Annotated in this window: 18 protein-coding genes and 2 pseudogenes; 13 read left to right on the top strand and 7 right to left on the bottom strand. The window is 71.1% G+C overall.

The genetic code is table 11. The annotated features are described in order from the left end of the window. Positions 1-20: 20 nt before the first annotated feature. Positions 21-1,016, bottom strand: a complete 996-nt coding sequence (locus tag ACZOOI_RS18440; protein WP_465276904.1) for an NAD-dependent epimerase/dehydratase family protein — start codon at positions 1,014-1,016, stop codon at positions 21-23. Positions 1,017-1,411: 395 nt separating this feature from the next. Here ACZOOI_RS18440 and cofD point away from each other — a divergent pair, with 395 nt between their 5' ends. Continuing rightward, positions 1,412-2,374 (top strand): 2-phospho-L-lactate transferase, encoded by a 963-nt coding sequence (gene cofD / locus ACZOOI_RS18435; protein ID WP_465276903.1) that lies wholly within the window; start codon positions 1,412-1,414, stop codon positions 2,372-2,374. Then, positions 2,374-3,708, top strand: coding sequence for a coenzyme F420-0:L-glutamate ligase (locus ACZOOI_RS18430; protein WP_465276902.1), 1,335 nt, complete (start codon positions 2,374-2,376; stop codon positions 3,706-3,708). Before cofD ends, ACZOOI_RS18430 begins: the two co-directional genes overlap by 1 nt. Before the next feature lie 355 nt (positions 3,709-4,063). On the opposite strand, the pseudogene ACZOOI_RS18425 reads toward ACZOOI_RS18430, so the two are convergent. Together ACZOOI_RS18425 and ACZOOI_RS18420 are read right to left on the bottom strand one after the other, a co-directional pair. Further along, positions 4,064-4,507: pseudogene (locus ACZOOI_RS18425) on the bottom strand (SRPBCC family protein); the annotation flags it as partial. Positions 4,508-4,680: 173 nt separating this feature from the next. Beyond that, complete coding sequence (locus tag ACZOOI_RS18420) at positions 4,681-5,610, bottom strand: DNA-3-methyladenine glycosylase family protein (protein ID WP_465276901.1); 930 nt, start codon at positions 5,608-5,610, stop codon at positions 4,681-4,683. An 82-nt stretch (positions 5,611-5,692) separates the two neighbouring features. On the opposite strand from ACZOOI_RS18420, the gene ACZOOI_RS18415 reads away from it, so the two are divergent. Then, on the top strand, positions 5,693-6,913 hold the full coding sequence (locus ACZOOI_RS18415; RefSeq protein ID WP_465276900.1) for a glycosyltransferase family protein: 1,221 nt from the start codon (positions 5,693-5,695) through the stop codon (positions 6,911-6,913). A 132-nt stretch (positions 6,914-7,045) separates the two neighbouring features. Here the strand turns inward: ACZOOI_RS18415 and ACZOOI_RS18410 are convergent, their stop codons facing one another. Continuing rightward, the gene (locus ACZOOI_RS18410; RefSeq protein WP_465276899.1) at positions 7,046-8,185 is read right to left on the bottom strand and encodes a peptidoglycan recognition protein family protein; all 1,140 of its coding nucleotides are present in this window, start codon (positions 8,183-8,185) and stop codon (positions 7,046-7,048) included. Between the two features lie 124 nt (positions 8,186-8,309). Here ACZOOI_RS18410 and ACZOOI_RS18405 point away from each other — a divergent pair, with 124 nt between their 5' ends. The 8 genes and pseudogenes from ACZOOI_RS18405 (at position 8,310) to ACZOOI_RS18370 (ending at position 19,712) form a co-directional block, all read left to right on the top strand. After that, positions 8,310-9,056, top strand: coding sequence for a TIGR03089 family protein (locus tag ACZOOI_RS18405; protein ID WP_465276898.1), 747 nt, complete (start codon positions 8,310-8,312; stop codon positions 9,054-9,056). A gap of 95 nt (positions 9,057-9,151) precedes the next feature. Then, entirely contained in the window at positions 9,152-10,510 is a 1,359-nt protein-coding gene (locus ACZOOI_RS18400; RefSeq protein WP_465276897.1) for an LCP family protein, read from the top strand. Between the two features lie 259 nt (positions 10,511-10,769). Then, positions 10,770-12,821 (top strand): LCP family protein, encoded by a 2,052-nt coding sequence (locus tag ACZOOI_RS18395; RefSeq protein ID WP_465276896.1) that lies wholly within the window; start codon positions 10,770-10,772, stop codon positions 12,819-12,821. Between the two features lie 155 nt (positions 12,822-12,976). After that, entirely contained in the window at positions 12,977-14,488 is a 1,512-nt protein-coding gene (locus tag ACZOOI_RS18390; RefSeq protein ID WP_465276895.1) for an LCP family protein, read from the top strand. 331 nt (positions 14,489-14,819) lie between these two features. Then, positions 14,820-16,679: an LCP family protein gene (locus ACZOOI_RS18385; RefSeq protein WP_465276894.1), complete on the top strand. Its 1,860-nt coding sequence runs from the start codon at positions 14,820-14,822 to the stop codon at positions 16,677-16,679. Between the two features lie 623 nt (positions 16,680-17,302). After that, entirely contained in the window at positions 17,303-17,803 is a 501-nt protein-coding gene (locus tag ACZOOI_RS18380; protein ID WP_465276893.1) for a GNAT family N-acetyltransferase, read from the top strand. 123 nt (positions 17,804-17,926) lie between these two features. Continuing rightward, a pseudogene (locus ACZOOI_RS18375) lies at positions 17,927-18,175 on the top strand (AAA family ATPase); the annotation flags it as partial. Positions 18,176-18,485: 310 nt separating this feature from the next. Next, positions 18,486-19,712, top strand: a complete 1,227-nt coding sequence (locus ACZOOI_RS18370; protein WP_465276892.1) for a DUF4276 family protein — start codon at positions 18,486-18,488, stop codon at positions 19,710-19,712. Between the two features lie 181 nt (positions 19,713-19,893). Here the strand turns inward: ACZOOI_RS18370 and ACZOOI_RS18365 are convergent, their stop codons facing one another. The 3 genes from ACZOOI_RS18365 to ACZOOI_RS18355 form a co-directional block, all read right to left on the bottom strand. Next, positions 19,894-20,487 (bottom strand): acyltransferase, encoded by a 594-nt coding sequence (locus ACZOOI_RS18365; protein ID WP_465281231.1) that lies wholly within the window; start codon positions 20,485-20,487, stop codon positions 19,894-19,896. Positions 20,488-20,509: 22 nt separating this feature from the next. Then, complete coding sequence (locus ACZOOI_RS18360; protein ID WP_465276891.1) at positions 20,510-22,042, bottom strand: glycosyltransferase; 1,533 nt, start codon at positions 22,040-22,042, stop codon at positions 20,510-20,512. Positions 22,043-22,263: 221 nt separating this feature from the next. Then, positions 22,264-23,337, bottom strand: a complete 1,074-nt coding sequence (locus ACZOOI_RS18355) for a glycosyltransferase family 2 protein (RefSeq protein WP_465276890.1) — start codon at positions 23,335-23,337, stop codon at positions 22,264-22,266. A 291-nt stretch (positions 23,338-23,628) separates the two neighbouring features. Between ACZOOI_RS18355 and ACZOOI_RS18350 the strand changes: the two genes are divergently transcribed. Continuing rightward, the gene (locus ACZOOI_RS18350) at positions 23,629-25,128 is read left to right on the top strand and encodes an LCP family protein (RefSeq protein WP_465276889.1); all 1,500 of its coding nucleotides are present in this window, start codon (positions 23,629-23,631) and stop codon (positions 25,126-25,128) included. 78 nt (positions 25,129-25,206) lie between these two features. Beyond that, a complete protein-coding gene (locus ACZOOI_RS18345) occupies positions 25,207-26,592 on the top strand; it encodes an LCP family protein (RefSeq protein ID WP_465276888.1) in 1,386 nt (461 codons plus the stop codon). Positions 26,593-26,670: the final 78 nt, after the last annotated feature.

Genomic DNA, 26,670 nt, shown 5'->3' with positions numbered 1-26,670 from the left:
GGTCGTCGGGGGCGTCGGGGTCATGCCTGGGCGAACTCCGCCATGCCGTGCTTGAATTCGATCGTGGCCTGCCACCCGAGTTCGGTCTCCAGGCGGGTGGCCGAGGCGGTGATGTGCCGGACGTCGCCCAGGCGGTATTCGGCCGTCGTGATCGGGGCCGGGCCGGCGTGCGCCTCGGACAGGGCCACGGCCATTTCGCCCACCGTGTGGGGGACGCCGGTGGCGACGTTGTAGGCGCGAAGGCCGTGGCCGGAGCGGTCCAGAGCGGCCAGGTTGGCGGTGGCCACGTCGCGGACGTGGACGAAGTCGCGGCGTTGGCCGCCGTCTTCGTACACCCTCGGGGGCAGACCGGCACGCAGCATCGAGCGGAAGATCGCGGCGACGCCGGCGTACGGGGTGTCCAGCGGCATCCTCGGACCGTAGACGTTGTGGTAGCGCAGCGCCGTGGCCACACCGCCGGTGGCCCGGGCCCAGGCGCCCGCCAGGTGCTCCTGGGCAAGCTTGGTCGCGGCGTACACGTTGCGCGGGTCGGGCGCCGCCTCCTCGCAAATCCGGCCGGGCGTCACCGCCCGCCCGCACATCGGGCACGGCGGCTCGAAGCGGCCGGCCATCAGCGCCTCGACCGGCCGCGGACCCGGCACGACCTCGCCGTGCTCGGCGCAGTGGCCCAGCCCCTCGCCGTAGACGACCATCGAACTCGCCAGCACCAGACGGCCGATACCCGCCCGCGCCATCGCGGCGAGCAGCACCGCGGTACCCAGGTCGTTGCAGCCGACATAGTCCGGCGCATCGTTCAGGTCCAGGCCCAAGCCGACCTTGGCAGCCTGATGGCAGACCGCATCCACCCCGACCAACGCCCGGTCCACGACCGCCGGATCGCGCACATCGCCCTGTACCGCATCCACGTCCTCGACCGGCACCAGATCGAGCACCCGCACCTCGTGTCCGGCTTCGGTCAGGCATTCGACGACGTGCGTTCCGATGAACCCGGCGCCGCCGGTAACCAGGATTCTCATCCCCCAACGCTAGGCCGACACCGACCCCCCACCCCCCACCCCACGCCGACGTCACCCCTCCGTAAGACCTACTCCCCCACCGCCCCCCACCCCGAGCCTCCACCCCTCACCCCACCCGGCACGTGATTCACCCCACGCCCCCGGCCCATCACCCCACTCCCCCAGGCGCGTCAGCGCCCCCGACCCAGCCCGCCCCCAGTGATCGACGCGCGAAGCGCGGAGAGCGGCGGAGCCGCAAAGTGTGGACGGTGTGGCCCGGAGCGAAGCGGAGGGACACGCAGTCACGAGCGAGGGGCCACTTTTTTCTCGGAGGAGCGAAGCGGGGGAGAGAAAAAAGTGGTGCCTCGCGAGCCGGCGCCGAAGGCGCCCAACAAGCAGCCTGCGAGACTGATCCCATGCGCATCGTTGTACTTGCCGGCGGCATCGGTGGGGCCCGGTTCTTGCGGGGTCTCAAGGCGGCCGTTCCGGAAGCGGAGATCACCGTCGTCGGCAACACCGGGGACGACATCCACCTGTTCGGGCTCAAGGTGTGTCCGGACCTCGACACCGTCATGTACACACTCGGCGACGGCATCAACGAGGAGCAGGGCTGGGGGCGCCGCGAGGAGTCCTGGAGCATTCGCGAGGAGATGGCCGCGTACGGTGTCGAACCGACCTGGTTCGGGCTGGGCGACCGGGACTACGCGACGCACATCGTGCGGACCCAGATGCTCGGCGCCGGCTACCCGTTGTCGGCGGTCACCGAGGCGCTGTGCGCGCGGTGGCAGCCCGGTGTACGACTCGTCCCGATGAGCGACGATCGGGTCGAGACGCACGTGGTGATCGACGATCCCGACAAGCCCGGCACCCGCAAGGCGATCCACTTCCAGGAGTACTGGGTGCGGCTTCGCGCCGCGCCGACCGCGCACGCGATCGTGCCGGTGGGCATCGAGACGGCCAAGCCCGCGCCCGGCGTCCTGGAGGCAATTGCCGAGGCCGACCTGATCCTGTTCCCGCCGTCCAATCCCGTGGTCAGCATCGGCACCATCCTGGGCGTACCCGGGATCCGCGAGGCGCTGGTGGCCGCGGAGGCACCGGTGATCGGGTTGTCGCCGATCATCGGCGGCGCACCCGTACGCGGAATGGCCGACCGGGTCCTGGCGGCGGTCGGCGTCGAGACGAGCGCCGCCGCCGTCGCCCAGCACTACGGACCGGGGCTGCTGGACGGCTGGCTCGTGGACACCGCGGACGCGGACACGGTGCTCGCCGTCGAGGCGGCCGGCATCCCGTGCCGGGCGATCCCGTTGCTGATGACCGACGTCGAGGCCACCGCCGAGATGGCCCGCGCCGCGCTCGCACTCGCGGACGAGGTGCGCTGATGGGGGCTCCGCCGCGCGGCTACTCGGTGTTCGGGGTGCCCGGGCTGCCGGAGATCGGCGAGGGCGCCGATCTGGGCCGGCTGATCGCGGACGCGGCGGCGGGACCGGACGGGCCCGGCCTGCGCGACGGCGACGTGCTCGTGGTGACCTCGAAGATCCTCAGCAAGGCCGAGGGCCGGTTGTTGCGCGGGGTCGATCGGGAGAAGGTGATCGACACCGAGGCGGTCCGCCTGGTCGCGCGCAAGGGCCGCACCCGGATCGTGGAGACCCGGCACGGATTCGTGATGGCGGCGGCGGGCGTGGACGCGTCCAACACGCAACCCGGCACCCTGCTGCTGCTTCCGGAGGACTCGGACGCCTCGGCCCGCCGATTGCGCGCGGCACTGGCCGAGTCGGCCGGCGTCCGGGTGGGCGTCGTCGTGTCGGACACCTTCGGCCGGCCCTGGCGTACCGGGGTCACCGATGTGGCGATCGGCGTGGCGGGGCTGGACGCGCTGGACGACCACCGGGGCCGGATCGACACGCACGGCAACGAACTCGCGGTCACCGTCACCGCGGTGGTGGACGAACTCGCCGGCGCGGCCGAGTTGGTCAAGGGCAAGGCGGGCGCGGTCCCGGTGGCGATCGTGCGCGGCCTGGGGCATCTGGTCATCGACGCGGACGGCGCCGGGGTACGTCCGCTGGTGCGCGGCGCCGAGGACGACATGTTCCGGCTCGGCACCCAGGAGGCGGTCGGCGAGGGCGCCCGGAACGCGATCACCGCGCGGCGCACGGTGCGCGCGTTCACCGACGAACCGGTGGACCCGGACGCGGTGCGTCGCGCGGTGGCCGCCGCGATCACGGCGCCGGCCCCGCACCACACCGTGCCGTGGCGGTTCGTGCTCTTGGAGAGCGCGCCGGCCCGGACCGCGCTGCTGGACGCGATGCGCGACGCGTGGGTGGCGGATCTGCGGGCGGACGGCCTGGGCGAGGAGCGCATCGCGCAGCGGGTCAAGCGTGGCGACGTGTTGCGCGGCGCGCCGTATCTGGTGGTGCCGTGCCTGGTCACCGACGGCGCGCACACCTACCCCGATCCGGTGCGGATGCGGGCCGAGCGGGAGATGTTCACCGTCGCGGCGGGCGCCGCCGTGCAGAACCTGCTGATCGCGCTGACCGCGGAGGGCCTGGGGTCCGCGTGGGTGTCGTCGACGATGTTCTGTCCCGACGTGGTACGCGCCACGCTCGCGCTGCCCGCCGACTGGGACCCGATGGGTGCCGTCGCGGTGGGCCGGCCGGCCGAGCCGCCTCGGGAGCGTCCGGTCCGCGCGGCGGACGATGTGATCGTGGTGCGCTGAGCGGCGCACGAACAGGACGAAGGGGTGGGCGCGCCACCGGATTTCCGATGGCGCGCCCACCCCTTTGTGCACGGACTCTGCCGCGTGGCGCTGCCGGCCCGGATTCGGCGGGCCCACACCGCTGCCGACGACGGGTCGAAAGCGATGTCCGGCCGATGTCCGGGGGCGTCACGCCACGTCAGTAGCCTCCGACCGAGGATCCGCCGACGGTCGGCGGGGCCTGCGGACGCGGCGGCGGGATGTGTCCGCCGCCGGGGGCTCCGGTGCGTCCGGGGTTCGGCGACATTTCGGGGCCGTCATAGGGCGGGGGCGGTGTCTGCGGCAGATCGGCGGAACCGTGGCTGCCGGGCGGCTCGACCTCGCCGCGCCAGGCCCCGGTCTCGTGGCCCCGCTTCTCCACGAACACCTTGAAGTGTTCGAGGTCGCCCTTGGTGCGGCCACGCACGAAGCCGAGCTTGTCGCCCACCGTCTCGACCAGACCCTCGGGGTCGAACTCCATCTGGAGCATCACCCTGGTGTGCACGTCGTCGAGCCGGTGGAAGGTGACCACGCCCGCCTGATGCGGGCCGTCCACGGTCTTCCACGCGACCCGCTCGTCGGGTCGCTGTTCGGTGATCTCGGCGTCGAACTCCCGGGTCACTCCGGCGATTCGGGTGACCCAGTGGGTTCGCGTCGCATCGAGTTGCTCGATCCGCTCGACCCCGCTCATGAACTGCGGGAACTCCCGGAACTGGGTCCACTGGTTGTACGCGGTGCGGACCGGCACGTCCACGTCGATCGAGTGCTGGACGGTCGTCACTAGCACTTCCTCCTCGTTCTCGGTGTCGGTTCCTGCTGCGAGTTGCACAGCCGGGTCCTTCACCCGAACGGCTGCCCGAGCCCTCCGCCGACAAACGTGGCGTCCCCGGTCGGAGTCGGGATCGGGGTCGGATCACCACACCTGCGCACGACACCTTGTTCACAAAGCCTGGTTCACAAGGCCTTGCCGACGAAGTGCCGACGCGGTCCGTACCGAGGTGCGCGGCGCGGGACCTTCACGCCCGACATGCGGATCAACAGCGCGGCCCGGTGCCGGTGTCCGGGGTAGCCGGCGAGCAGTTCGAGCATCCCCGCGTCGTCGACCGCGTGTCCGGCCAGCGCGAAGCCGATCGTCTTGGGCAGGTGCAGGTCGCCCACCGACAACGCGTCCGCGTCGCCGTGCGAGCGCTGCATGGTCTCGGCCGCGGTCCATATCCCGATCCCGGGCACCAGTTGCAGCAGTCGGGCCGCCTCGGGGTGGGCCACGCCCGTGGTCGCCTCCAGCCGGCCGGCCACCCGGACCGCCTCCATCACGGTGCGCGAGCGGCGCCCGTCCACGCCGGCCCGGACCCAGTCCCAGGACGGGATCAGCGCCCAGGTACGGACGTCGGGCACCACCCGCAGGCCGGTCGGCGCAGGCCCCGGCGGCGCCTCGCCGTACTTGCCCAGCAGCAGCCGAAACGCCCGGCGCGCCTCGATCGTGGTGACCTTCTGCTCCAGGATCGAGGGCACCAGCGCGGCCAGCACCAGCGTCGTGCGCGGCATCCGCAGGCCCGCGAACCGGCGTTCGGCGTCCCGGACGATCGGGTGCCGGGCGACGAAGGCATCCGGTTCGTCCTCGGCGCCGAGCAGGGCCGGCAGTGCGTCGAGTTGCCATCCGGCGCCGGGCCCCCACGCGCTCGCCTCGACCTCGCCGGTCCCGGGACGGTCGAGCAGCCGCAGCGTGCACGGCCCGTCCGGCGTGCGCGAGGTCCGCCACACCGAGCCGTCGGCGCCCGCGTGATACGTGGGGTCGCTGTGGCCGCGGCGCAGTTGGCCCAGGGTCAGCCGCAGGTCGAGCGGGAAGCCCGGACGCCACACACGGTGACGGGCACTCGGGTGCAACTGGCTCTCCTCGCGGTCCGGGTCGGGACCGCCACGGTACCTTCCCGGTTTTGCCCCGATGTGCGCAGAGCAGACTTCACCTATGCGGGTGATGGCGTTCGGCACCTATGACACGACCGTCCACCCCCGGGTGGGAATCCTCATCGAGGGCTTGCGGCGCCACGGTATCGAGGTGGTGACCTGCAACGTTCCCCTCGGACACATGGACGCCGGGCCGATGGTCCCGCCCCCCGCGGCCCATCCGGGGATCCCCCGCCAGCGCATACGGCACGCCCGGTGCATCGCGGAACTGGTCGCCAAGGCCCGCCGCGCGCCGCGTCCGGACGTGGTGATCGTCGGCTATCAGGGTCGGCTCGACATCCAGATCGCCCGTCGGCTGTTCCCGGGCGTACCGCTCGTGCTCGACCACCTGGAGAGCGTGGACGACGTGGCCGATCGGCTCGGCCAGTCGGCGCAGGCCGAACTGCGCAAGGTCGACCGGATCGAGCAGGCCGCGATCGCCGCGGCCCGGTTGGTGCTCGTGGACACCGAGGAGCACCGCCGGGTGCTCCTGCCCGGGCATCGCGACCGGGCGGTCGTGGTGCCGATCGGGGCGGCGCCGGTGTGGTTCGACGCGGGCCGGGCGAGCACCGATCCGACGCCGATGGCGGCGGGCGAGCCGGGCTCCACCACGGACCCGGCGGGCGATGCCCGACCCGGCGATGTCGCGGCGGCCCTGCCGGGGGACTTCGCGCCGGACTTCCGGCCGGGTGAGGACCTGCGGGTGATCTCGTTCGGGCTGTACTCGCCGGTGCAGGGCGCGCCGGTGATCGGTGCCGCGCTGAGTCGGCTGGAGGGCTATCCGATCACGGTGACGATGATCGGACGGGGGTTGCAGGCGCAGCGGACCCGGGACCTGGTCGGCCCGGACGCACCCCGGGTGACCTGGCGGACCTGGGTTCCGGAGGCCGAGCTGCCGCGCCTGGTCGCGGCGCACGACGTGTGCCTGGGCGTGTTCGGCACCGGCGCCAAGGCGCTGCGGCTGGTGCCGAACAAGGTCTTCCAGGGGGCGGCGGCGGGGTGCGCGGTGCTCACCTCGGACACCGCGCCGCAGCGCCGACTGTTCGGGCCGGCGGGGTTGTTCGTGCCGGCGGGCGATTCGGACGCCCTGGCCGACGCACTGCGCCGGTTGGCCCAGCACCCGGCCGAGGTGGCCCGGCTGCGTGCCGCGGCGGTCGCGCTCGCCCGCGAGCGCTTCGTACCCGAGGCGGTGGTGGAGCCGCTGGTGGAACGGCTCCGGGAGATCGTCGACAAGCCCGCCTGACCGGCCGAGCACGAACAAAGGTTCGACCCACGCGCAGGCCGCGTCGGTACGGATCGCGGGCGGCGCCTGGGCAGGCGCCCGCGGTCTTCGTCGGCGCGAAAAACCGCGGGCAGTCGGCGGAGCCGACGCTGCTCACCCCACCCGCAGGGCCACGTCGGTGCGGATCGCGGGTAGTTGGTCGTAGAGCTTCTGGCCGGGGCACTCGGTGTTGAACGCGTCCCGGTGGCCGGAGATCACGTCGAATGCGTGGGTCGTGCCCTTGGGGTAGCGGCTGCCGCTGTCCGACGAGGTCAACGTGACCTTGCCCTTGGGGTTGCGGTCGTCGAGGCCGAGCTTCCACGCGATCACGCGGGAGAGGGCGATCAGCATCCGTCCGTGCGGCGCGGCGGTGGTGTAGGTGCCCATCGCGGCGACGCCCATGCTGTCGGTGTTGAAGCCGAGGGTGTGTGCGCCCAGGACCGGCTTGTCGGTGCCGCCGGCGCGACCCTCGAAGATCGTGCCGCACTTGTCCACCAGGAAGTTGTAGCCCACGTCGGCCCAGCCGTTGGTCTTGACGTGGTAGCGGTAGATCGACCGGAGCACCTTGGCCGAGTCGCTGCACGGGAAGTCGTTGCCGTCGGCGGTGTGGTGCACGAACGCGGCTCGCACGGTGTTCGTGTACTTGAACTTCGCGTCCCGCAGCGACTCGTCGGCGCCCCAGTCCGCGCGGGCCACGATCGCCGGCTTTTCGGCGTGGCCCTTGACCGCGCGGCCGTCGGTGCGGTTGGGCAGGGTCTGGCGAGGTGGCATCCGGTCCAGGATCGACTCGCCGGGGTCGACCAGTTCGGCACGCAGGTCCTTGGGCAGTACGCCGTCCAGCACGCCCACGCGGACCTGGATGCCGTCGGACCGGCCCGCCCAGAACGGCTCGGTGCCGCCGCGGGCACCACCTTCGGCCTCATCGGTGCCGTCGACCCCGGTGTGCAGCTCGTGCCACGGGCTCCACACTCCGCCGGTGCGGGTGCGCACGTGCACCGCCATCCGTGCGCCGGCGCCCGGGTCGGCCCAGGTGACGCCGAGCAACGAGTAGGCGGGGGTGCCGCGTTCGGTGGTGAGCACCTCGGTCCGGCCCACCCGCGGCGCGCCGGCGTCCGGCTCCTGTTCGATGCCGGTCAACGGGAGGGTCACCGTCGAACCGGGGGTGCTCGGCCGGTCCTCGGCGTGCGCGGGTGGTCCGACGAGCACGGCGGGTACGGCGAGGGCGGCGATCGACAACGCGATTCTGATGTACACGGGCGGGCCCCTCCATCGTGGGCGGTCGAGCTCTACCGGTTCCCGCGCGGGGCTGAATCCCGTACCGAATGCGGCAATTACACCCATTTGCACCATCGACGCGTCGGCTCGATAGGCTGGGAGCATGCTCAGCACTCCGGTCGATCAGTTGCGCATCGCGCTCGCCGCCGACTCCGCGCGGCCCTTCACCACCTTCTACGACGACGCCACCGGCGAGCGGGTCGAGCTCTCCGTCGCGACGTTCGACAACTGGGTCGCCAAGACCGCGAACCTGCTGCGCGACGACCTCGCGGTCGAGCCGGGCGCACGCGTTTCGCTGCTGCTGCCCGCGCACTGGCAGACCCAGGTGTGGCTGCTCGCGGCCTGGTCGCTGGGCCTGGTGGTGAGCTTCGACGGCGATCCCGCCGACGCCGATGTGGTGGTGTCCGGCCCGGACACCCTCGATCGTGCCGCGACCTGCCCGGGCGAGCGGGTCGCCCTGGCGCTGCGGCCGATGGGCGGGCGGTTTCCCACGCCGCCGGCCGGCTTCCTGGACTACGCGGCCGAAGTGGCCGGGCACGGCGACCGGTTCGTCCCCGAGGGCCCGGTACGCGCGGATGCCCCGGCGCTTGCGGAGGCCGGACGCGAGTGGACGGCCGGCGAGTTGGCCGAGGCGGGCGAGGCCGCCGCGCGGGAGTGGAAGCTGGTCCCCGGCGATCGCCTGCTCACCTCTTTGAGCTTCGCCCGAACGGGTGGATTGCGGGCGGCCGTCCTCGCGCCGCTTGCCGCGTCGGTCCCCGTCGTCGTATGCCGTCACCTGGATGAATCCCTGCTGGAGCGGCGGATCGAGGTCGAGCGGGTCACCCGTGCCGTCACCCGTTCCGCCGACTAGGCCATGACAAGACGGGTCGTGCTGCGCTTTCGTGGCCACGACCGCCCGTAGTGCCGTGCCCGGCGGTCCCTCAGCAGGCGGGGAGGCGTGGGTTCATGGATACGTGGGATCACCTGTACCGGCCCGAGGGCGCGGCCGAGCCCGCCGCGCCCGAGAAGCCGCCCGCGACCCACGAGTCCGCGCCTGCCGCGCCGGTCGAATCCGGCTCCGGTCGGGCCGCCGCGCGCCGCGCGCGCAAGAAACGCAACCGGCGGCGCAAGGTGTTCCTGCCGATCGGAGTCGGCATCTCGCTGATCCTGCTCACCGGCGTCTCGGCTGCCTACGTCGCGTACCAACGGCTCAACGGCAACCTCGAGACCGACGCGGTGGACGGCAAGCTCAACGCCGATCGCCCGGCGGTGGGCGGCAACGGCAAGGGCAAGCCGATGAATCTGCTGATCATCGGCTCGGACTCGCGAGCCGGCGAGAACCGCGCGCTGGGCGGCGGCGGGGACAACGGCGAACGCTCGGACACCACGCTGTTCGTACACCTGTCCTCGGACCGCGAGCACGCGGTGGTCATGAGCATCCCGCGCGACCTGCTGGTCACCGTGCCCTCGTGTGTGACCAGGGACGGCGCGCGCTCCGCCGAACAGCGCGGGGTGATGTTCAATTCGGCGTTCGAACTCGGCGGCGCGGCGTGCACGCGCAACACCGTCGAGAAGATCACCGACATGCGCGTGGACCACCACATCATCGTGGACTTCTCCGGCTTCAAGGGCATGGTCGACGCGGTCGGCGGCGTGGAGATCTGCCTGCCCCGGACCGTGCAGGACCGCGAGGGCAACATCACGTTGTCCGCCGGCCGACGCAAGGTGCACGGCAGGGAGGCCCTGGACTACGTCCGGCTGCGTCACGACATCGGGCTCGGCGGGGACGGCAGCGATCTGGGGCGGATCAAGCGGCAACAGGCGTTCGTGGCCTCGCTCGCGAAGCAGATCCGCAGCGGCGACACGCTCTCCAGCCCGTCCCGGCTCTTCGCCCTGGCCGACGCGCTGACCAAGTCGATCCGGGCCGACGAGGGCCTGGATTCGGTGGCGGCCCTGGTCGAGCTCGCGCGCGGGATGCAGGACCTGGAGACCAGGAACATCACTTTCGCGCACGTACCGGTGTACAACCCGCCGGAGGACGACAACCGGGTCGCCCTGATCCAGCCGGACGCCCGACGCCTGTTCGACGCGATCAATCACGACGAGCCCCTGGACGGTCGGCGCAAACCGGATCCGGCGGCAACACCGGGGGTGGCACCTTCGATCGACGCCGCGTCCGACGGGCCCACCCGCCGACCGGACGGGGCCGCCCCGGCAGCCGGTGTCGCCGTCGCCGGCGGCACCGCCGCGCCGGCCGAATCGGCGAAGACCTCGGTCATGGCCGACACCCGGAACGCGGATCAGGACATCTGCAAGGCGAACTGACGCCGCATCATCCCATTCGTCCACAGGCGTCCCGCCTCGGCGGCGACGGATGTGGTGGCGCACGGTAGCGTGCTCGCCGATACGCGGGCCGCTCCGCCGTGACGTGTTGCGCCTTCATTCGGTGACCTGCGTCACAGGCGGATGGACACACGCAACTCAGGGCAGTGGCAGCACGTCTATCACAGATAACGGCCGCTCTACGCGCGGTTCGTCGCTCTTGATCGGCGTTGGGCGCCCTGGGGAAAGAAGCAGACACGACGTGAGTGACAGCGAACGGGCCGGCAAACAGGCCGAATCCGGTCGGGACGCGCGCCCGGACACGGCACCCGCGACTCCGGCCGAATCCGAGACATCGGCCCCGGGACCCGCAGCGGCCGAGACGGACGGGCCGAACGCGGCGAACGCCGACCCGGCTCCCGGCGCGGACGCGGCCGCCCCGGGTACAGCCGCCGACGCGCCTCCCGCCGCGGACCCGGCGGTCCCGGCCGACCCGGCACCGGCCGCGGACGGGCCGGCTGCCGGGGTCGGCGCCGAGGCCGAGGCGAAGGCGGTCGCGTCCGAGGCAGAACCGACCGAGCCGGGTGGGCCGAAGGCCGAGATACCCGCGGCCGAAATACCCGCGGCGGAGATACCCGAGGCGGGTGCGCAGGCTGAAGCAGGCGCGCAGCCAGAGGCGGATCGGCAGGCCGAAGCAGGTACACAGGCCGAACCGGACCCGCAGGCCGAAGCAGGCGCACAGGCCGAACCGGACCCGCAGACCGAAGCAGGCGCACAGGCCGAACCGGACCCGCGGACCGAGGCAGGCCCGCCGCCCCCCGCCGGGCAGCAGGGCGCACCTGCCGACGCGGCGCCCGCCGTACCGTCCCCGCCCGCGCCCGCCGCGGCCGGCTCCGAGGAGCCGCTCGCCGCCGCCGTGGCCGCGATGGCCGCCGCCGGCGAGGCCGCGGCGCCGGATCGGCTCTCCCGGCGGAATCGACGTCGGCGGGTGTACAAGCGGGTCCTGATCGGCGTCACGGTCACCGTGGCGCTGTGCCTGGTGGCCGGCAGCATCGCGGTGTACGCGATCTACCGCAAGCTGGACGGCAACATCACCACCGAGGACCTGACCGCGAAACTGGGCCCCGAGCAGGAACGTCCGCAGGTCGTCGCGCACGACGCGACGAACATCCTGCTGCTGGGCTCGGACGACCGCAGCGGCGACAACAAGCAGTACGGCGACATCGGCGAGGGCACCAAGCGCTCGGACACCACGATCCTGTTGCACCTGGCCGCCGACCGGAAGAGCTCGGTGGCGGTCAGCATTCCGCGCGACCTGATGGTCGACATCCCCTCGTGCGTGCGTCAGGACGGCAGCAAGTCGCGGGCCTACCGCGACCAGTTCAACCACGCGTTCGAGATCGGCGGCGCGGCCTGCACGATCAAGACCATCGAACAGATGACCAAGGTCCGCGTCGATCACCACATCGTGATCGACTTCTCCGGCTTCAAGGAGATGGTCAACGCGGTGGACGGCGTCGAGGTGTGCCTGAGTCGGCCGATGCGGGACACCGCCGCCAAGCTCGACCTGCCCGCGGGCAAGCACCGGCTCGACGGCGAGCAGGCACTCGGCTACGTCCGCGCCCGCAAGAACGTCGACGACGGCAGCGACACCCAGCGGATGACTCGCCAGCAGCGTTTTCTGGCCGCGCTCGTTAAGAAGGTCAAGGTCGGCGACATGCTGACCCAGCCGTGGAAGTTGTACAACCTCCTCGACGCCGGCACCCGGTCGATCACCGCCGACCCGGGACTGAGTTCGCTTAGGGATCTGATGGACCTGTCCGACAGCATCAAGGGGATCCCCAACGACAAGGTCGCGTTCCTGACCGTGCCGCGGCAGCCGTACCGGTTCGACATCAACCGGGACGAACTGGTCCAGCCCCAGGCCGACCGCCTGTTCGAGGCGATCCGTCTCGACCGGGTCGCGGTCGGCGCCGCGGTGAGCGGCAAGGACGAGAACGGCTTCGAAAACAACGGCGAGGTGCGGATCGAGCAGGCGGCGGCGACGCCGACGGCGTCCACCCGTACCAGGATCGACGAGAACGGCGAACGGGTGACGGTCACGCCGACCGCACCGGGTTCGAGCGGCGCCGACAAGGGGACCGGCACCCGGTCGCCCGCGAACACCGGGGCACCGGGCTCGTCGACTTCCACGACCGACCCCACATCCACCAGCGGCGGCACCCCGTCGGCCGAACCGACCTCGGCCGCGAACACGGGCCCGATCGTCACCGTTTCGGGACGAACGGCGGAACAGGACGTGTGCGCGGGCTGATTGCATCGACACCGCACAGGGAGGGCCGGGTCGCCGCGGATCGGCGGTGACCCGGCACGTTGCCGGAGGGGGCTCGTCACATGGGCACGGACGCGGATACGGAGGTCGGGGAGCACGGGGCACCCGACCGGCGGGGCATACGCAGAAAGAGCACCGTGAAGAAGCGCCTCAAATGGATCGCGATCTCCGTGGTCGGCATCCTGGTGATCCTGGCCGGCAGCGCGTACGGGTACATCCGGTACCTGAACGGGAAGTTGCACCACACGCAGATCACCGCCGACAAGAGCAATCGACCACCGGCCGCGGCGAAGGACGATCAGGGCCGAAGTCCGATGAACATCCTGCTGATCGGCAACGACAGCCGGATCGGCGAGGGGCGGCGGTACGGCGCGGAGGGGCACGAGGGACTCGCCGACGTGGCGATCCTGATGCACCTGTCCGCCGACCGTTCCAACGCCACGCTCGTGAACATCCCGCGCGACACGATGGTGGACATCCCGCGCTGCGAGATCGGCAAGGGCAAGGACAAGAAGGTCACCGAAGCCCGGTTCGGCCAGTTCAACGACAGCTTCCGCAGCATCGGCGCGTCGTGCACGGTCGCCACCGTGGACCGCATGCTCCAGGTCCGGATCGACCACTACATCGAGGTCGACTTCAAGGGCGTCCGGGATCTGACGGACGCGGTCGGCGGGGTGCCGATCTGCCTGGACGCGCCGATCCACGACCCGGTCCTGTCCAATGAGCGTGGCGGCACCGGACTGGACCTCCCGGCCGGCCCGAACAACCTGAGCGGCAACGATGCGCTGCAATTCCTGCGCGCCCGGCACGCGTTCGGGGACGGGAGCGACCTGGCCCGGATCGAGGCGCAGAAGGTCTTCCTGATGTCGCTGGCACGCGAACTCAAGAGCAACGCGAAACTGAGCAACGTGGACGGCATGTTCAAGATCGCGAACAGTGCGGTGAGCGCCCTCACGGTGGACAACGACCTGGCGGGCGTGGACAAGCTGATCGACCTGGCCGACGAGATCAAGAAGGTGCCGGAGAAGCGGATGGCGTTCACCACGCTGCCGACCGAGACCTACCGACCGGCACCGGACCAGGTCCAACCCCTGCGGCCGGCCGCGGACAACCTGTGGGCCTCGATCCGGGCCGACCGGCCGTTGACCACGGGCGACGGGGCGACCGATCCGCCGCCCGCGCCGGTGGCCACGACACCGCCTCCGCCGCCTCCGACGATCGCGCCGAGCGACGCGGCCCGGATCCGGGTGACGGTGGACACCGGGACCGAGAAGAAGCGCATCACCCCGGTGGTGGAAGCGCTCAAACGCCAGGGCTTCAAGGCCACTTCGGGTACGACCATGCCGGACGGCCGAGAACACGCCAACAGCCGGATCACCTACCCTGACGGCAGTCGGGATCAGGCGAAGGCGATCGCGACCGCGCTGGGCCTGCCGGAGACCGCCCTGGAGGTGGCTCGTCCCGGCGACACCACGATCAAACTGCTGATCGGGGCGGATCTTCCGGACGCGGGCCCCGGGGGCGGCGGCACGCCGACGAGTTCGGCCGGCGCCGGCCCGAGTGGGGCGCCGGAACCGCCCAAGGCCGCCGACCTGAACCTGGAGACGGCCGACAACACCAAGTGCGCGTCTCCGCGTAAGAAGCAGTAACACCCGCAGACACGTTCGAAGGGGGGCGTGGTGGGATGCGCACGAAAGCGCCCGTCCGCGACCCCCATCGATCGAACAACGATCGACCGACAGCGGAGCCGGAACCATCGGTGAAGGGTTTCGTACGTTTTCCGATGATCCGAGTGTCAGGACTTCGCAGTCTCGGTGACCATGGCGAGATCTCGCCGGTTATGGTGGCTGCTTCCAAACCGACCATCACGTATCACCGTCGGGTTCCGTGCGGATGCCTCCGGAACCCCGGTGTCGCCCATCAGGACCGAGCACAGCCCGGGGGGACCGTGCGGCGGATACAGCCGGAGGGAATCTCGGCGTGAACAGAGGGAACGGGCCGCACCGTGGCACGCCCGGGGACAACGATCCCCTGGGCGGCATGGACGACGCGGACGTCGCGGACATGTGGGTGATGAACCCGGACACCGGCAGCTTCGAGTTGCGGGCGCCGGGCGGCCCCGGTGCCGGATCCGCCGGTGGTTCGGGCAGCGGTTCCGCCGGTGCTCCCGCCGGTGGTTCCGGCTCGGACGGCTCCGGCGCCGCCCGGCCGCGCTCGCGAGCCGCGAACCCCGAGGGCCGACGCCCGTCCGCGGTGGCCGCGGCGTCCGGTCGGGAAGCCGACGACGACCCGCCCCGGCGCCGCGAGCGCGCGGGCAGCGCTCCCACCGGACGCGCGGGAGCCCGCAGCGGCGCGCGAAGCGAGGGGCCGCCCAAGAACAAGGTCAAGAAGCGGCTCAAGTGGATCGCCATCTCCGTGGTCGGCCTGCTCGTGGTGCTGGCCGGTACCGCGTACGGGTACAAGAAGTACCTGGACAGCAAGATATCCACCACCGCGAAGAACGCGGGCAGTGAGGGCGTCCCCAAGGCCGAGGAGGACGCCTTCGGGCGCAAGCCGCTGAACATCGTGCTGATCGGCAACGACAGCCGTAAGGGTCTCGGCAAGAAGTACGGCGCGGCCGAGCACACCGAGGGTCTCGCCGACGTCACGATCCTGATGCACGTCTCGGCCGACCGCAGCAACGCGACGCTGGTCAGCATCCCCCGCGACACCATGGTGCAGATCCCCAAGTGCGTCGTGGACGGCAAGACCTACCCGGCGTCCAACGGGCCCCAGTCGTTCAACGAGAGCCTGGCCAACGGCGGTCCGCCGTGCACGGTCTCCACCGTCGACAAGATGCTCGGGGTCCAGGTGGACCACTACATCATGATCGACTTCACCGGCGTGAAGAAGATGACCGACGCCGTCGACGGCGTGGACATGTGCATCTCGGAGCCGATCAACGACCCGGTGCTGCCCAACGGACAGGGCGGCACCGACCTCAAGCTCGCCGCCGGCGATCAGAACCTCAGCGGCGAGACCGCGCTGAAGTTCCTGCGCGCGCGGCACGCCTTCGGCGATGGCAGCGACCTGGCCCGGATCAAGGCGCAGAAGGCGTTCCTGATGGCGCTCACCCGCAAGCTGAAGAGCAGCGCGTCGCTGACCAACGTCGAGGGCATGTTCAAGATCGCCAACATCGCGGTGGAGTCGCTGACGGTGGACAAGGGCCTTGGCGCCGTGGACAAGCTGATCTCGCTGGGCAACCAGTTGAAGAAGGTCCCGGAGAAGCGGATGGCGTTCACCACGCTGCCGATCGAGGAATACCCGCCGCAGCCCAAGGCCAAGGTGCAGCCCAAGCAGCCCGAGGCGAACAACCTGATGGCGATGTTGCGCAACGACACGCCCGTCACCAAGGACGACAAGCCCGCGGGTGAGCAGCCACCGGCCGCGCCGACGCCCGAGGCGCCGAAGGTTGATCCGGCCACGGTCAAGGTCGACGTACGCAACGGCGGCGGCGTCAACAAGCGCGCCAACGAGGTCGCGGCGGACCTGGTCGGGCGCAAGTTCGTCGCGGTCGCGTCGGGCAACGCCAGGGACGGCAAGATCCACCCGACGAGCACGATCACCTATCCCAAGGGCCGCCTGGACGCCGCGAAGGCACTGGCCGCCGCGACCGGCCTCGGGGACGGCGCACTGGTCGAGAGCACATCCACGACGCTGACCCGCTTCGAGGTCCTGATCGGCAAGGACTTCCCCGCCACACCACCCCCGGTCGCGGGGGCTCCGCCGAGCGATCCCCCGAAGAACATCGACCTGGAGACGGCGGACAAGAACGTCTGCGCGCCGAAGAAGAACAGATAGCCCCACCCACACCCCCACGGCCGCCCGCCACCTCCCGAACGGGGAGGGAGCGGGCGGCCGTCGGCGTTCCGAGCCGAACGGCTCGGCGCGGGCGGCTCGGCGGGGGCGGGCGTTGCGGGCGGGCGTTGCGAAGGGGCAGCGCGGGTGCGGGTCCACGTGCGTGGGGTGCGAGGGCTTGGGCGGGGGCGGGGGCGTGGGTGCGGGGCGTGGGTGCGTGGGCGTGGGCGCGTGGGCGCGAGGGCGTCGGCCCGAGAGCGCCGGCCCGAGGGCCTCGGCGCCAGGGCATCGGTCCGAGGGCGCCGGCGCCAGGGCATCGGTCCGAGGGCCTCGGCGCCAGGGCATCGGTCCGAGGGCGCCAGCGCCAGGGCATCGGTCCGAGGGCCTCGGCGCCAGGGCATCGGTCCGAGGGCCTCGGCGCCAGGGCATCGGGGCCAGGGAAGTCGGTGGCGTCCGGTCGAGATGCCGTGGTGGGCGGTGGAGGGGCGCCGGGGCTCGGGGCGCCGGGGTGCGACCGGTGACGTGGCCGTCGGGTGGGTGCGGTCGGGCGCCCGATGCGCGACCGCCGGAACCGCGGGCGGGCCAAAGCGTTTGACGTGGGTCGCCGAGGCGGACACGCTCCGGGGGTGGACAACGCACGGGTGCAACTGCGCCGACTGGACGAAGACTTGACGGCCGCCCTCCTGGACGCCGCGGTGGCCGACGCCGACCCGGCGGAGGTGATGCCGGCCGTACCCGGCCCGCCCGGCTGGACCGCCGACCGCCGAGCCGCCTTCCTGGCCTTCCATCACGAATGGGCGGCCACCCCCACCACCTACGCGATCCTGGTCGCCGACCGCGTGGTGGGCGCGGCCCGCCTCCAGCCCGCCCCGGAAGCCCCGGACGACGCCCTGGAGGCCGGCCTGTGGATCGGCCGCTCCCACCGCGGCCAAGGCATCGGCCACGCCGTCGTCGCCCTCCTGCGCGCCGAGGCCAAGTCCCAGGGCGCATCCCGCATCGTGGCAAGCACGACCGAGACCAACACCGCCGCCCAACGCCTCCTCACCACCGCCGGCGCCGACCTCCACCACCGCCCCACCCCCGACCCCAACGGCGACACCATCGCGGCCACCCTCGACGTCGACTGACCCCGACCCCGCCGAGACGGACGGCGTCTGTCGGGGTGCATTCGGGGTGGACCCCGGCAGCCGCGGAGCGCTCCGGGCGAACGGTGCACGGTCCCCGACCGCCGGGACTGCCAAACTGGATGTATGCAGGAGAAGCGCTTTTCACTGACGCGGGTCCGACTGAGGCATTACCGCAGCATCGCGGCTGCCGACGTCGAGTTGGGCAGGCTGCTCCTGCTGGTAGGGCCGAACGGGTCGGGCAAGAGCAACTTTCTGGACTCGCTGCGACTTCTCTCCGAATCCCTGCAGACCTCCCTCGACCAGGCCCTGCGCAGTCGGGGTGGAGTAAACGAGGTGCGCAGAAGATCCGCCGGACATCCGACACATTTCTCCGTGGACGTGGAATTCCGCGGCGAAGACTACGAAGGCACATACGGATTCGAGGTCGCGACGGTGCAAGGCGGCGGTTTTCGGATCGCCCGAGAGGTCTGCGAAGTCTGCTTCGCCGCGCGCGGAGACGAGGGGCATCGATATGCGGATGCGCGCTATCTGATCGAAGACGGCGCACTCGTCGCGCAGACGGAACCCGTCATGCCTCCGGTGGGCGACCAACGCCTGTATCTGGTCTCGGCCGCCGGGCTCGAACCCTTCGGTGCGGTCTTCGAAGGTCTTTCGGGCATCAGCGTATTCAGTCTGAATCCGGATGCCATGCGCCGTCCGCAGTCCCCCGATTCGGGGGGAATTCCTCCTTCGCGACGGTGCCAACATCGCCAGCGTTCTCCATCGTCTCGAGCGGACGCCCGAGGGAGCCGACGACAAGTCTCGAATCGAAGACTACCTACAGCAGATCACCCCGGGGATGCATGGGGTTTCCCGGACGGAGCTGGGCAACTGGGAAACCCTCCGGTTCAGCCAGGACGTACCCGGCGCCAAGAATCCATGGCGATTCCCGGCGCAATCGGTCTCCGACGGGACATTGCGTGCCCTGGGCGTTCTGGTCTCGCTGTTCGCGGGCACCGGACGGACATTGAGTCCCATCGGCATCGAAGAGCCCGAGAGTGCGCTGCACCCGGCCGCGGCCGGAGTCCTGCTCGATGCGCTCCGCGATGCCAGTGAGCGGCGTCAGGTGATCGTGACGAGCCACAGCCCCGACCTCCTGGACCGCCACGATTTCGGTCTTTCCGAGTTGCGGGCGGTTCGTTCGATCGGCGGAGAGACGAAAATCGGGGAGTTGGACGAGGCCGGGGCGTTGGCTTTGCGAGAAAACCTCTATACCCCCGGCGAGTTGCTGCGCACGGACCAACTACTCCCCCGCCCCGACGATCCGGCAGGGGAACGAGCCGGTGACGCCGACACCGGTGGTTGCCCCATCGTCGAGGGCCACGGAGAAGTGCAGGCCGTACGAGAGCTGATCACGCGCATCGCGGTGGAAATGTTCGAGACCTGGGTCGAGGTGGCACAACCTTTTCGTCTCGATTCCGGCCGGATGCGCAAGCCGGACGAACTGCGCAAGGCCGTGCGGGTCCAGTCCGCACGAGTGCCCTCACGGGGCGGCGTTCTGGTACTCCGAGACGGAGACGACGACGACGTGTGGTGCCCGGTGGAACTCGCCCGTGCGATGACGCCGGTTCCGGAATCGGTCACCGGGTCGGTCGAGATCGTCATCGCCCGACACGAATACGAGGCATGGTTCCTCGCTTCCGTCGAATCGCTTCGGATCCACTCGGCGGTGCGCGACGATGCGACTCGGCCGGCCGATCCCGAGGGCAGGCGCGGTGCCAAGAGCCAACTACAGGCGATGATGCACGAGTCCTACAAGGAGACGTTGCATCAGGCGAAGTTCTCCGCACTGATGGATCTGCGGATGGCCGCCGAGCACAGCAGATCGTTTCGACGCATGGTGCACGCGGTGCAATTGCTCGTCGGGTAGCCGGATCTCGCGGCGGCTAGGCCGTGTCCGGTGAATCTTGGTGGATGAGGTCGCGTCGTCTGGTGCCGTGGCTCGGCGTGCCGGAGAAGCAGCCGCATGGTGGTTCCATTCGGCTGTTTCTCCGGTGCGGCGAGGTGCGGTGCCAGGCGGCGCGACCCCACCAAGATCCGCCGGACACGGCCTAGCCCTCCGGTGGTGGGGTCAGGGTCAGTTCGCCGTTGCGTTCCGTGTAGTGTTCGTCGGTTTCCGGACAGTGCCAGTGGCCGTCGCCGGTCGGGGTCAGGGGGATGCCCGCGCGGCCCACCCATTTGATGCGGCGGGCCGGGACGCCGGCCATCAGGGCGTGGTCGGGGACGTCGCGGTGGACCACGGCGCCGGCTGCGATCAGGGCCCAGCGGCCGATCGTGACGCCCGCGACGACCACGCTGCGGGCGCCCACCGCGGCTCCCTGACGGATCGTCACGCCCTGGGCGTGCCAGTCCTGTTCGCCCTTGAGCAGGCCGTCCGGAGTGACCGCGCGGGGATACATGTCGTTGGTCAGCACGACCGCCGGGCCGATGAAGACACCGTCCTCCAGGACCGCGGGTTCGTAGACCAGCGCGTGGTTTTGCACCTTGACGTTGGCGCCGATCCGGACCGCGGGCCCGATGTAGGCGCCCCGGCCGATCACGCAGTTCGCGCCGAGGACCGCATCCTCTCGAATCTGGGCGAGGTGCCACACCCGGGTGCCCTCGCCGAGGGTCGCCGACTCGTCCACATCCGCGCTCGGGTCGATAGCCACCCCCGAACGCTAGTGCTCACTCGGCCGCCACGCCCAGGAAATCGGCGAGGACGCGGGCCGAGCGCCGACCGTCGTGGTGCTCGGCGACGTACGCCGGGCCCCGCGCGGCCAGTTCGCGGGCCGCCTCCGGTTCGGCGACCACCTCTTCCAGCACCTCGGCCAGCGAGTTCGGATCGGCCCCGCGGATCGGCAGGTCGGCCGGCAGATGCTCGATCGCCGACTCGTGCAGGTAGCAGATCGTCAGCCGACCCGCCGCGAGCGCCTGACACGACGTCATGCCGTAGGAACCGCAGCCGAACTGGTCGAGCACGATGTCGGCATCCGCGAACAGCGCCGGGAGTTCGGCGGCCGGTCGGTTCAGGAGGCGGCGGTACTCGATCAGGCCGATCTCGTGCAGCCGGTGCAGGGTCGGTTCGATCCGCGCGGTGCCGCGCAGGAACGGACTGGTCATCACGTGCACCACGACCGGGCGTTCGCGGGCCAGCACGGGCTTGTCGGTCCGCCATGCCGAAGGGTCGATCGCGGCCGGCAGCCACACCGCGTCCGGCACGTCGGCGATCAGGTCGGGCGTGGCCACGAAGGTCGGCACATCCAGGCCGCGCAGGATCGGCAGCAGCCGGTCCACCTTGGCCTGCAGCGCGTGGGTCAGCTCGTAGCGCGGGTCGAACGGCGAGAACTCCACCCGGGCCCGGTGCGCGGCCGGATCGCGTGCCTCCGAGCCGTACAGGACCAGTCCGAGCGAGATCCCGGCCGCCCGCAGCTCGGCCAGGTCGGTGTCCACCCAGGAACCGCCGAGTCGGCCGAACGCGGGCATCCCGCCCTCCGCCAACACGTGCGTGTAGCGGTCCAGCACCCGGGCCAGCCGACCCAACTGCCACCGGGTGGACAGCCAGTCGTCGGTGGCGATCGCCTGGTCGCTGGGATAGCCCGGGGTGTTCGCCGAACTGAGCGCGGACGCCTCGGCCCGCACCCCCGGCAGGTGTCGCTCGACCGCGCGGGCCCACGCGTGCCCCTGCCCGCCGGTGTTGGTCGGCCCGATCCCCAACACCGGAGCGGACGTGGGCACCGGCTCCGCGTCGGCGGCGAACGCGCGCACATACGGCTCGTACGCCTGCTCGCAGCGCCGCGCCCACGCCTCGGCGTCCCGTTCGGCCTCCGCGCGATGGGTACGCCGGACCGCCTCCAGGTCGCGCTGGGCCATGATCCGCCGCAACCCCTTGAGCACGCCGCCACCGTCGAGCGCCTCGACCGCGGCCCGGGCGGCGGCCAGTCGGGCGGTGCGTACCGGGTCGACCGGCACGCGCAGGGAGCGCACCACCCCGGTCTCGGTCACCTCGACCGACGTGGTCACCGCAACCGTCTCGGCGGGCACGACCCGCAGCACGTAGGCACCCTCGACCGGATCGGTCGGCTGCTCCTCGCCCACCTCCGTGTGGGTGACGACCAGCCGCCGCAGCCGCGCGGGCGGGGTGAAGCCGCGATCCTCCGCGGCCGACCGGGCGTCCGGAATCGCCACACCCGCGGCCACAGCCGAGTCCCTGTCGCTCATCGCCGTCGTCTCCCAAGGCCGTGCCGACTGTTCACAGACTGTCACCGGGGACGAGCGGTGACCAGGGCGGCCACGTTACTTGGCTTTACCGAAAGGACCCGGTTTCCGGGCGTGGAAACGGCGAGTCGCCGGCCTGGGGACGACACCGCACACCCATGCGAACACGCGAGGGCCCGGGCCGCGCGCGGCCCGGGCCCTCGACACCAGGTGGTGCCGGTCGTTCAACCGATCTCTTCGCCCCGCCGATCGGTGTGCGCCTCGACCCGATCGGCAAGGCTCTTCGGGCTGGTCAGGAAGCCGGCCCCCCATGCCCCGTGCATCGTGGCCAGTACAATGGGCAGGCGAACGAGGGCAGCGAGCCGCAATCCCCGGCCCTCCCAAACGACGCCGCCCAGGATGCCCGCCACATAGCCGCCGGGAAGCAGCCAGCCGGGCCAGAAGCCGACCAGACCGGCCACGGTGCCCAGCGCGACCGCGAGCAGCGCGACCGGCGGCGCCAGGTAGCGAAGGTTGACCGAGCCCTTGTGGTGCCGGGACACCACCCGCCGCCAACGGCCGTAGTTGAAGTACTGCTTGGCCAGGGCCTTGGGGGTCTGCCTGGGCCGGTAGGAGACCTTGAGTTCGGGCGAGAACCAGATCAGGTAGCCGGCCCGACGGATCCGATAGTTCAGCTCCCAGTCCTGGGCACGCTCGAATTCCTCGTTGTACCCGCCCATTTCCTCCAGCACCTCGCGTCGGAAGACGCCGAGGTACACGGTGTCGGCCGGTCCCGCGTCGCCGCCGGTATGAAAGCGCGCATTCCCGACACCCAGCTTGGAGGTCATCGCGCGGGCGACCGCATCCTCGTAAGGGGTGGTGCCCTCGGCGTGCATGAGCCCGCCGACGTTGGCCGCACCGGTGTCGACCAGCAGCCGGACGGCGGTCGAGATATAGCCCGCGGGCAGGATGCCGTGGCCGTCGACGCGCACGATCACCGGGTGGCTGGAGGCACCGATCGCGGCGTTGAGCGCGCACGGGGTCCGACCGCTCGGATTGGCGACGGTGTGTACCCGCTTGTCGTTCGCGACCAACCGGGCGGCGATGGTGTCGGTGTCGTCCGTGGACGGTCCGAGCGCGATCACCACTTCGATATCGCCGGGGTAATCCTGCGCAAGCACACGACCGACGGCCTCTTCGAGGTGTCGGGACTCGTTGAGTACCGGCATGATCACGGAGACGGGCGGTTCTTCGGGAAGCGGCTCCGCCCGGCGAGCTGGGGGCTCGTGCGTGGCGGGCTCGTCGGCAGTCTGGTTCATCGCCCTGGAGCGTACTGCGAATGGACCTGTCGACGAGCATCGACCGGGTGAGTGGGCGAGGGGGGGCCGTCGGCGCGCCGTCCTCATTCCCGCTCGATCCCGCTTTACGGTGGTTCGACGCGCAGCACCGCAACCGTGGTCGGCCGCACAGGCGTCCTTCGGGTGTACGCGGGTACGGATGGACATCCGCACGACGCGCGCCGGGAGGGTGTGCGCAGCGAACGGCGGGACGAGATCGGTCCGCGAGGAGGGACACCGCACCCCATGGCGACGACTGGCGGACGACCCTCGGTGAGAACCGCGAACGGCGACCGGAACGAGAGCAACGTCGGCCGCAATTGGCTCGTGTTGATCACCGGCGTGCTCGCGGCGGCGATCCTGGTGACCAGCGGCATCGGCTGGGCCTGGGTCAAGCACTTCGACGGGAAGATCCAGCGGATAGATCCGTTCAAGGGCCTGGACAACCGCCCGGACACCGGATCCGGCAAGGACCTCAACTTCCTGATCGTCGGGTCGGACAACCGTGCCGGCATCTCCAAGGACACGCTGGAGAAGCTGCACGCCGGCGGCGAGTCCTGCGACTGCACCGACACGGTGATGATCGTGCATCTCAACGCCAAGCGGGATCGCGCGACCATCACCAGCCTGCCGCGGGACAGCTACGTGGAGTTCCCGGCGCACAAGGACAAGGCCACCGGCGAGCAGCGCGGCCCGTCCAAGGGCAAGATCAACGCCGCGTACACGCTCGGTGGCCCGCCGCTCACGGTCGCCACCGTGGAGAAGGCCACCGGGATCCGGATCGACCACTACATCGAGGTCAACTTCGTCTCGTTCGTCAGCGTCGTGGACACCCTCGGCGGCATCGAGATGTGTACCCCCAAGCCGCTGCGCGACCCCAAGTCCGGTCTCGACCTGCCCGCGGGCACCAGCAGGTTGGACGGGGTCAAGGCCCTGCAGTTCGTCCGGGCCCGGTACATCGCCAGCGACCCGACCGGCGACATCGGCCGCACCCAGCGTCAGCAGAAGTTCATGACCCAGGTGCTCGCGAAGGCGACGTCGTCCGGCACGCTGACCGATCCGCTCAAGCTCAAGAACGTGCTGGATGCGGTGCTCGGCTCGATCAAGGTGGACGAGGGCATGAGCCCGCAGTCCTTCCTGGAGTTGGGCGGCAAGCTCCGGAACCTGTCCAACTCCGGCGTCACCTACGCGCAGGTGCCGCTCAAGAGCATCGACCACCAGGTCCCGGACTGGGGCTCGACGGTGTTGTGGGACGACGCCAAGGCCGCGGGCCTGTTCCGGGCGATCCGCGAGGACAAGGACCTGATCGCGCCGACGCCGGAGAAGAAACCCGACACCCCGGGCCAGGCCGACGCCCCCGCGCCCTCCCCGGTGTCGGTGGAGGTGGCGCCGAACGAGATCTCGGTACAGGTGTACAACGGCGGGCCGGCCACGGGCCTGGGCACCCGCGCGCACGAGGACCTCAAGGGCCTGGGCTTCGCGATGGCCGGGCCGCCGCGGACCTCGACCTCGACCGACGGGGTGCGCACGATCATCCGGTACGACCCCAGGTGGAACCGCTCGGTCAAGACGGTGCAGGCCGCGCTGCCGGGCGCGACCCTGGAGCCGGTCACCGGCCTGGGGCGGACGATCGAGGTGATCGCGGGCTCGTCGTACGCGGGGGCCACCCCGGTGCGGGTCGGCGGCGCGCCCACCGAGCAGCCGCCCGTCGATGCCACGCCGAATCCGGCATACTCCGCCAAATCCGGTGACGAGGTCTCGTGTAAGAAGTGAGCATCAACTGTGGAACAGATGGTCGATGAGATCGGCATTCGGTTGCCTCGCGGCTGATCGGGTGCAAGCTTCGGTGTCATGAACAATTGGCCGCCGGGGTGGGCGGATGGCGACCAACAGCCACAGCAGCCCCCTCCGGGAACGATTCCGAGCCGCCCCGGCGGCCACCCGCAGCAGGCACCCGGCGGGCATCCGCCGCAGCCGAACGCGTATCCGCCGCAGCCGGGTGGGTATCCGCCCGCCCCTGCGGCGCACTCGCCGCAGGCCGGCGTGCCGCCCGTGCAGCGCGCTCCCGGCGCGGACGGCTATCCGCCGCAGCCGCCGATCGCCGACGCGCACGGCGCACCGGCCGCCCCGGTGGGCCCGCCGCCGCAGCGCGGGCCCAGCGGCCCCGAGGGCCCCGGCGGCCCCGGTCGGCCCGACGGTCCCGACGGCCCGGGTCGTCCCGGCGGCCCGCCGCGGCGTCCGCGCGGCCCGGTCAACTGGAAGAAGCGCATTCTCATCGGGCTCGGCGTCTTCGTCGCGCTCGTGGTGGTCTTCGGCACGGTGACCTACTTCTGGGCCGACTCGAAGATCCGACACGAGGACGTCCTGGACGACTACAAGGGCCGACCGGCCGCGTCCGAAGGCACCACGTGGCTGATCGTCGGCTCGGACAGCCGCGAGGGCCTGGACGCCACCGACCGCAAGAAACTGCACACCGGCAAGGCGCCGGGCAAGCGCACCGACTCGATGATGCTGCTGCACAAGGGCAAGGGCGGCACCGCGCTGATCAGCCTGCCGCGCGACTCCTACGTGGACATCCCGGCGTTCAGCAAGAACGGCAAGACCGTCAACGCACAGAAGAACAAGCTGAACGCGGCCTTCGAGAAGGGCGGCGCGCCGCTGCTCGCCCGCACCGTGGAGATGGCCACGGGCATGCGGCTCGACCACTACGCGGAGATCGGGTTCGGCGGGTTCAACAACATCGTCAACGCGATGGACGGCGTGGACATCTGCCTCAAGGGTCCGATCAAGGACAAGAAGTCCGGCGCGGACCTGGAGGCCGGTTGCCAGACCCTGGACGGCGCGCAGGCGCTCGCCTTCGTGCGGTCCCGCTACTACGACCCGGCACGCTCCGACCTGGCCCGGATGGAGAATCAGCAGCTGTTCCTCAGCGCGCTGGCGAAGAAGGCCAAGTCGGCCGGCGTCCTGCTCAACCCGTTCAGCGCGTTCCCGGTGGCCGACGCCTCGCTCGGCGCGGTGACCGTGGACGACGACACCGGCCTGTTCGACCTGTACGGCCTGTTCAAGGACATGGGCAGCCTGTCCGGCGGCGACGGAGTCACCACCACGGTGCCGATCTCCAACCCCGGATACGAGGTCAAGAACGTCGGCTCCACCGTGCTGTGGGACGACAAGGGCGCGAAGGCGCTGTTCCAGGCGCTGCGCGACGGGCGGACGGTGGACGCGCCCAAGCGCTGAACCCGGATCGGTGGGGACCGGCGGCCGAAGAAGTGATTCGCCGCCTGTCCCCGCCGTTTCGTACCATCAGCACTCGGC

The sequence above is a fragment of the Embleya sp. L77 genome, from assembly GCF_055557415.1.
This window is presented reverse-complemented; position numbering and strand designations above follow the sequence as displayed.

Coding starts and splice junctions, on each gene's coding strand:
- ACZOOI_RS18440 (WP_465276904.1), bottom strand. CDS start 1,016: ATGAGAATCCTGGTTACCGGCGGCGCCGGGTTCATCGGAACGCACGTC.
- cofD (WP_465276903.1), top strand. CDS start 1,412: ATGCGCATCGTTGTACTTGCCGGCGGCATCGGTGGGGCCCGGTTCTTG.
- ACZOOI_RS18430 (WP_465276902.1), top strand. CDS start 2,374: ATGGGGGCTCCGCCGCGCGGCTACTCGGTGTTCGGGGTGCCCGGGCTG.
- ACZOOI_RS18415 (WP_465276900.1), top strand. CDS start 5,693: ATGCGGGTGATGGCGTTCGGCACCTATGACACGACCGTCCACCCCCGG.
- ACZOOI_RS18405 (WP_465276898.1), top strand. CDS start 8,310: ATGCTCAGCACTCCGGTCGATCAGTTGCGCATCGCGCTCGCCGCCGAC.
- ACZOOI_RS18400 (WP_465276897.1), top strand. CDS start 9,152: ATGGATACGTGGGATCACCTGTACCGGCCCGAGGGCGCGGCCGAGCCC.
- ACZOOI_RS18370 (WP_465276892.1), top strand. CDS start 18,486: ATGCCATGCGCCGTCCGCAGTCCCCCGATTCGGGGGGAATTCCTCCTT.
- ACZOOI_RS18360 (WP_465276891.1), bottom strand. CDS start 22,042: ATGAGCGACAGGGACTCGGCTGTGGCCGCGGGTGTGGCGATTCCGGAC.
- ACZOOI_RS18355 (WP_465276890.1), bottom strand. CDS start 23,337: ATGAACCAGACTGCCGACGAGCCCGCCACGCACGAGCCCCCAGCTCGC.
- ACZOOI_RS18345 (WP_465276888.1), top strand. CDS start 25,207: ATGAACAATTGGCCGCCGGGGTGGGCGGATGGCGACCAACAGCCACAG.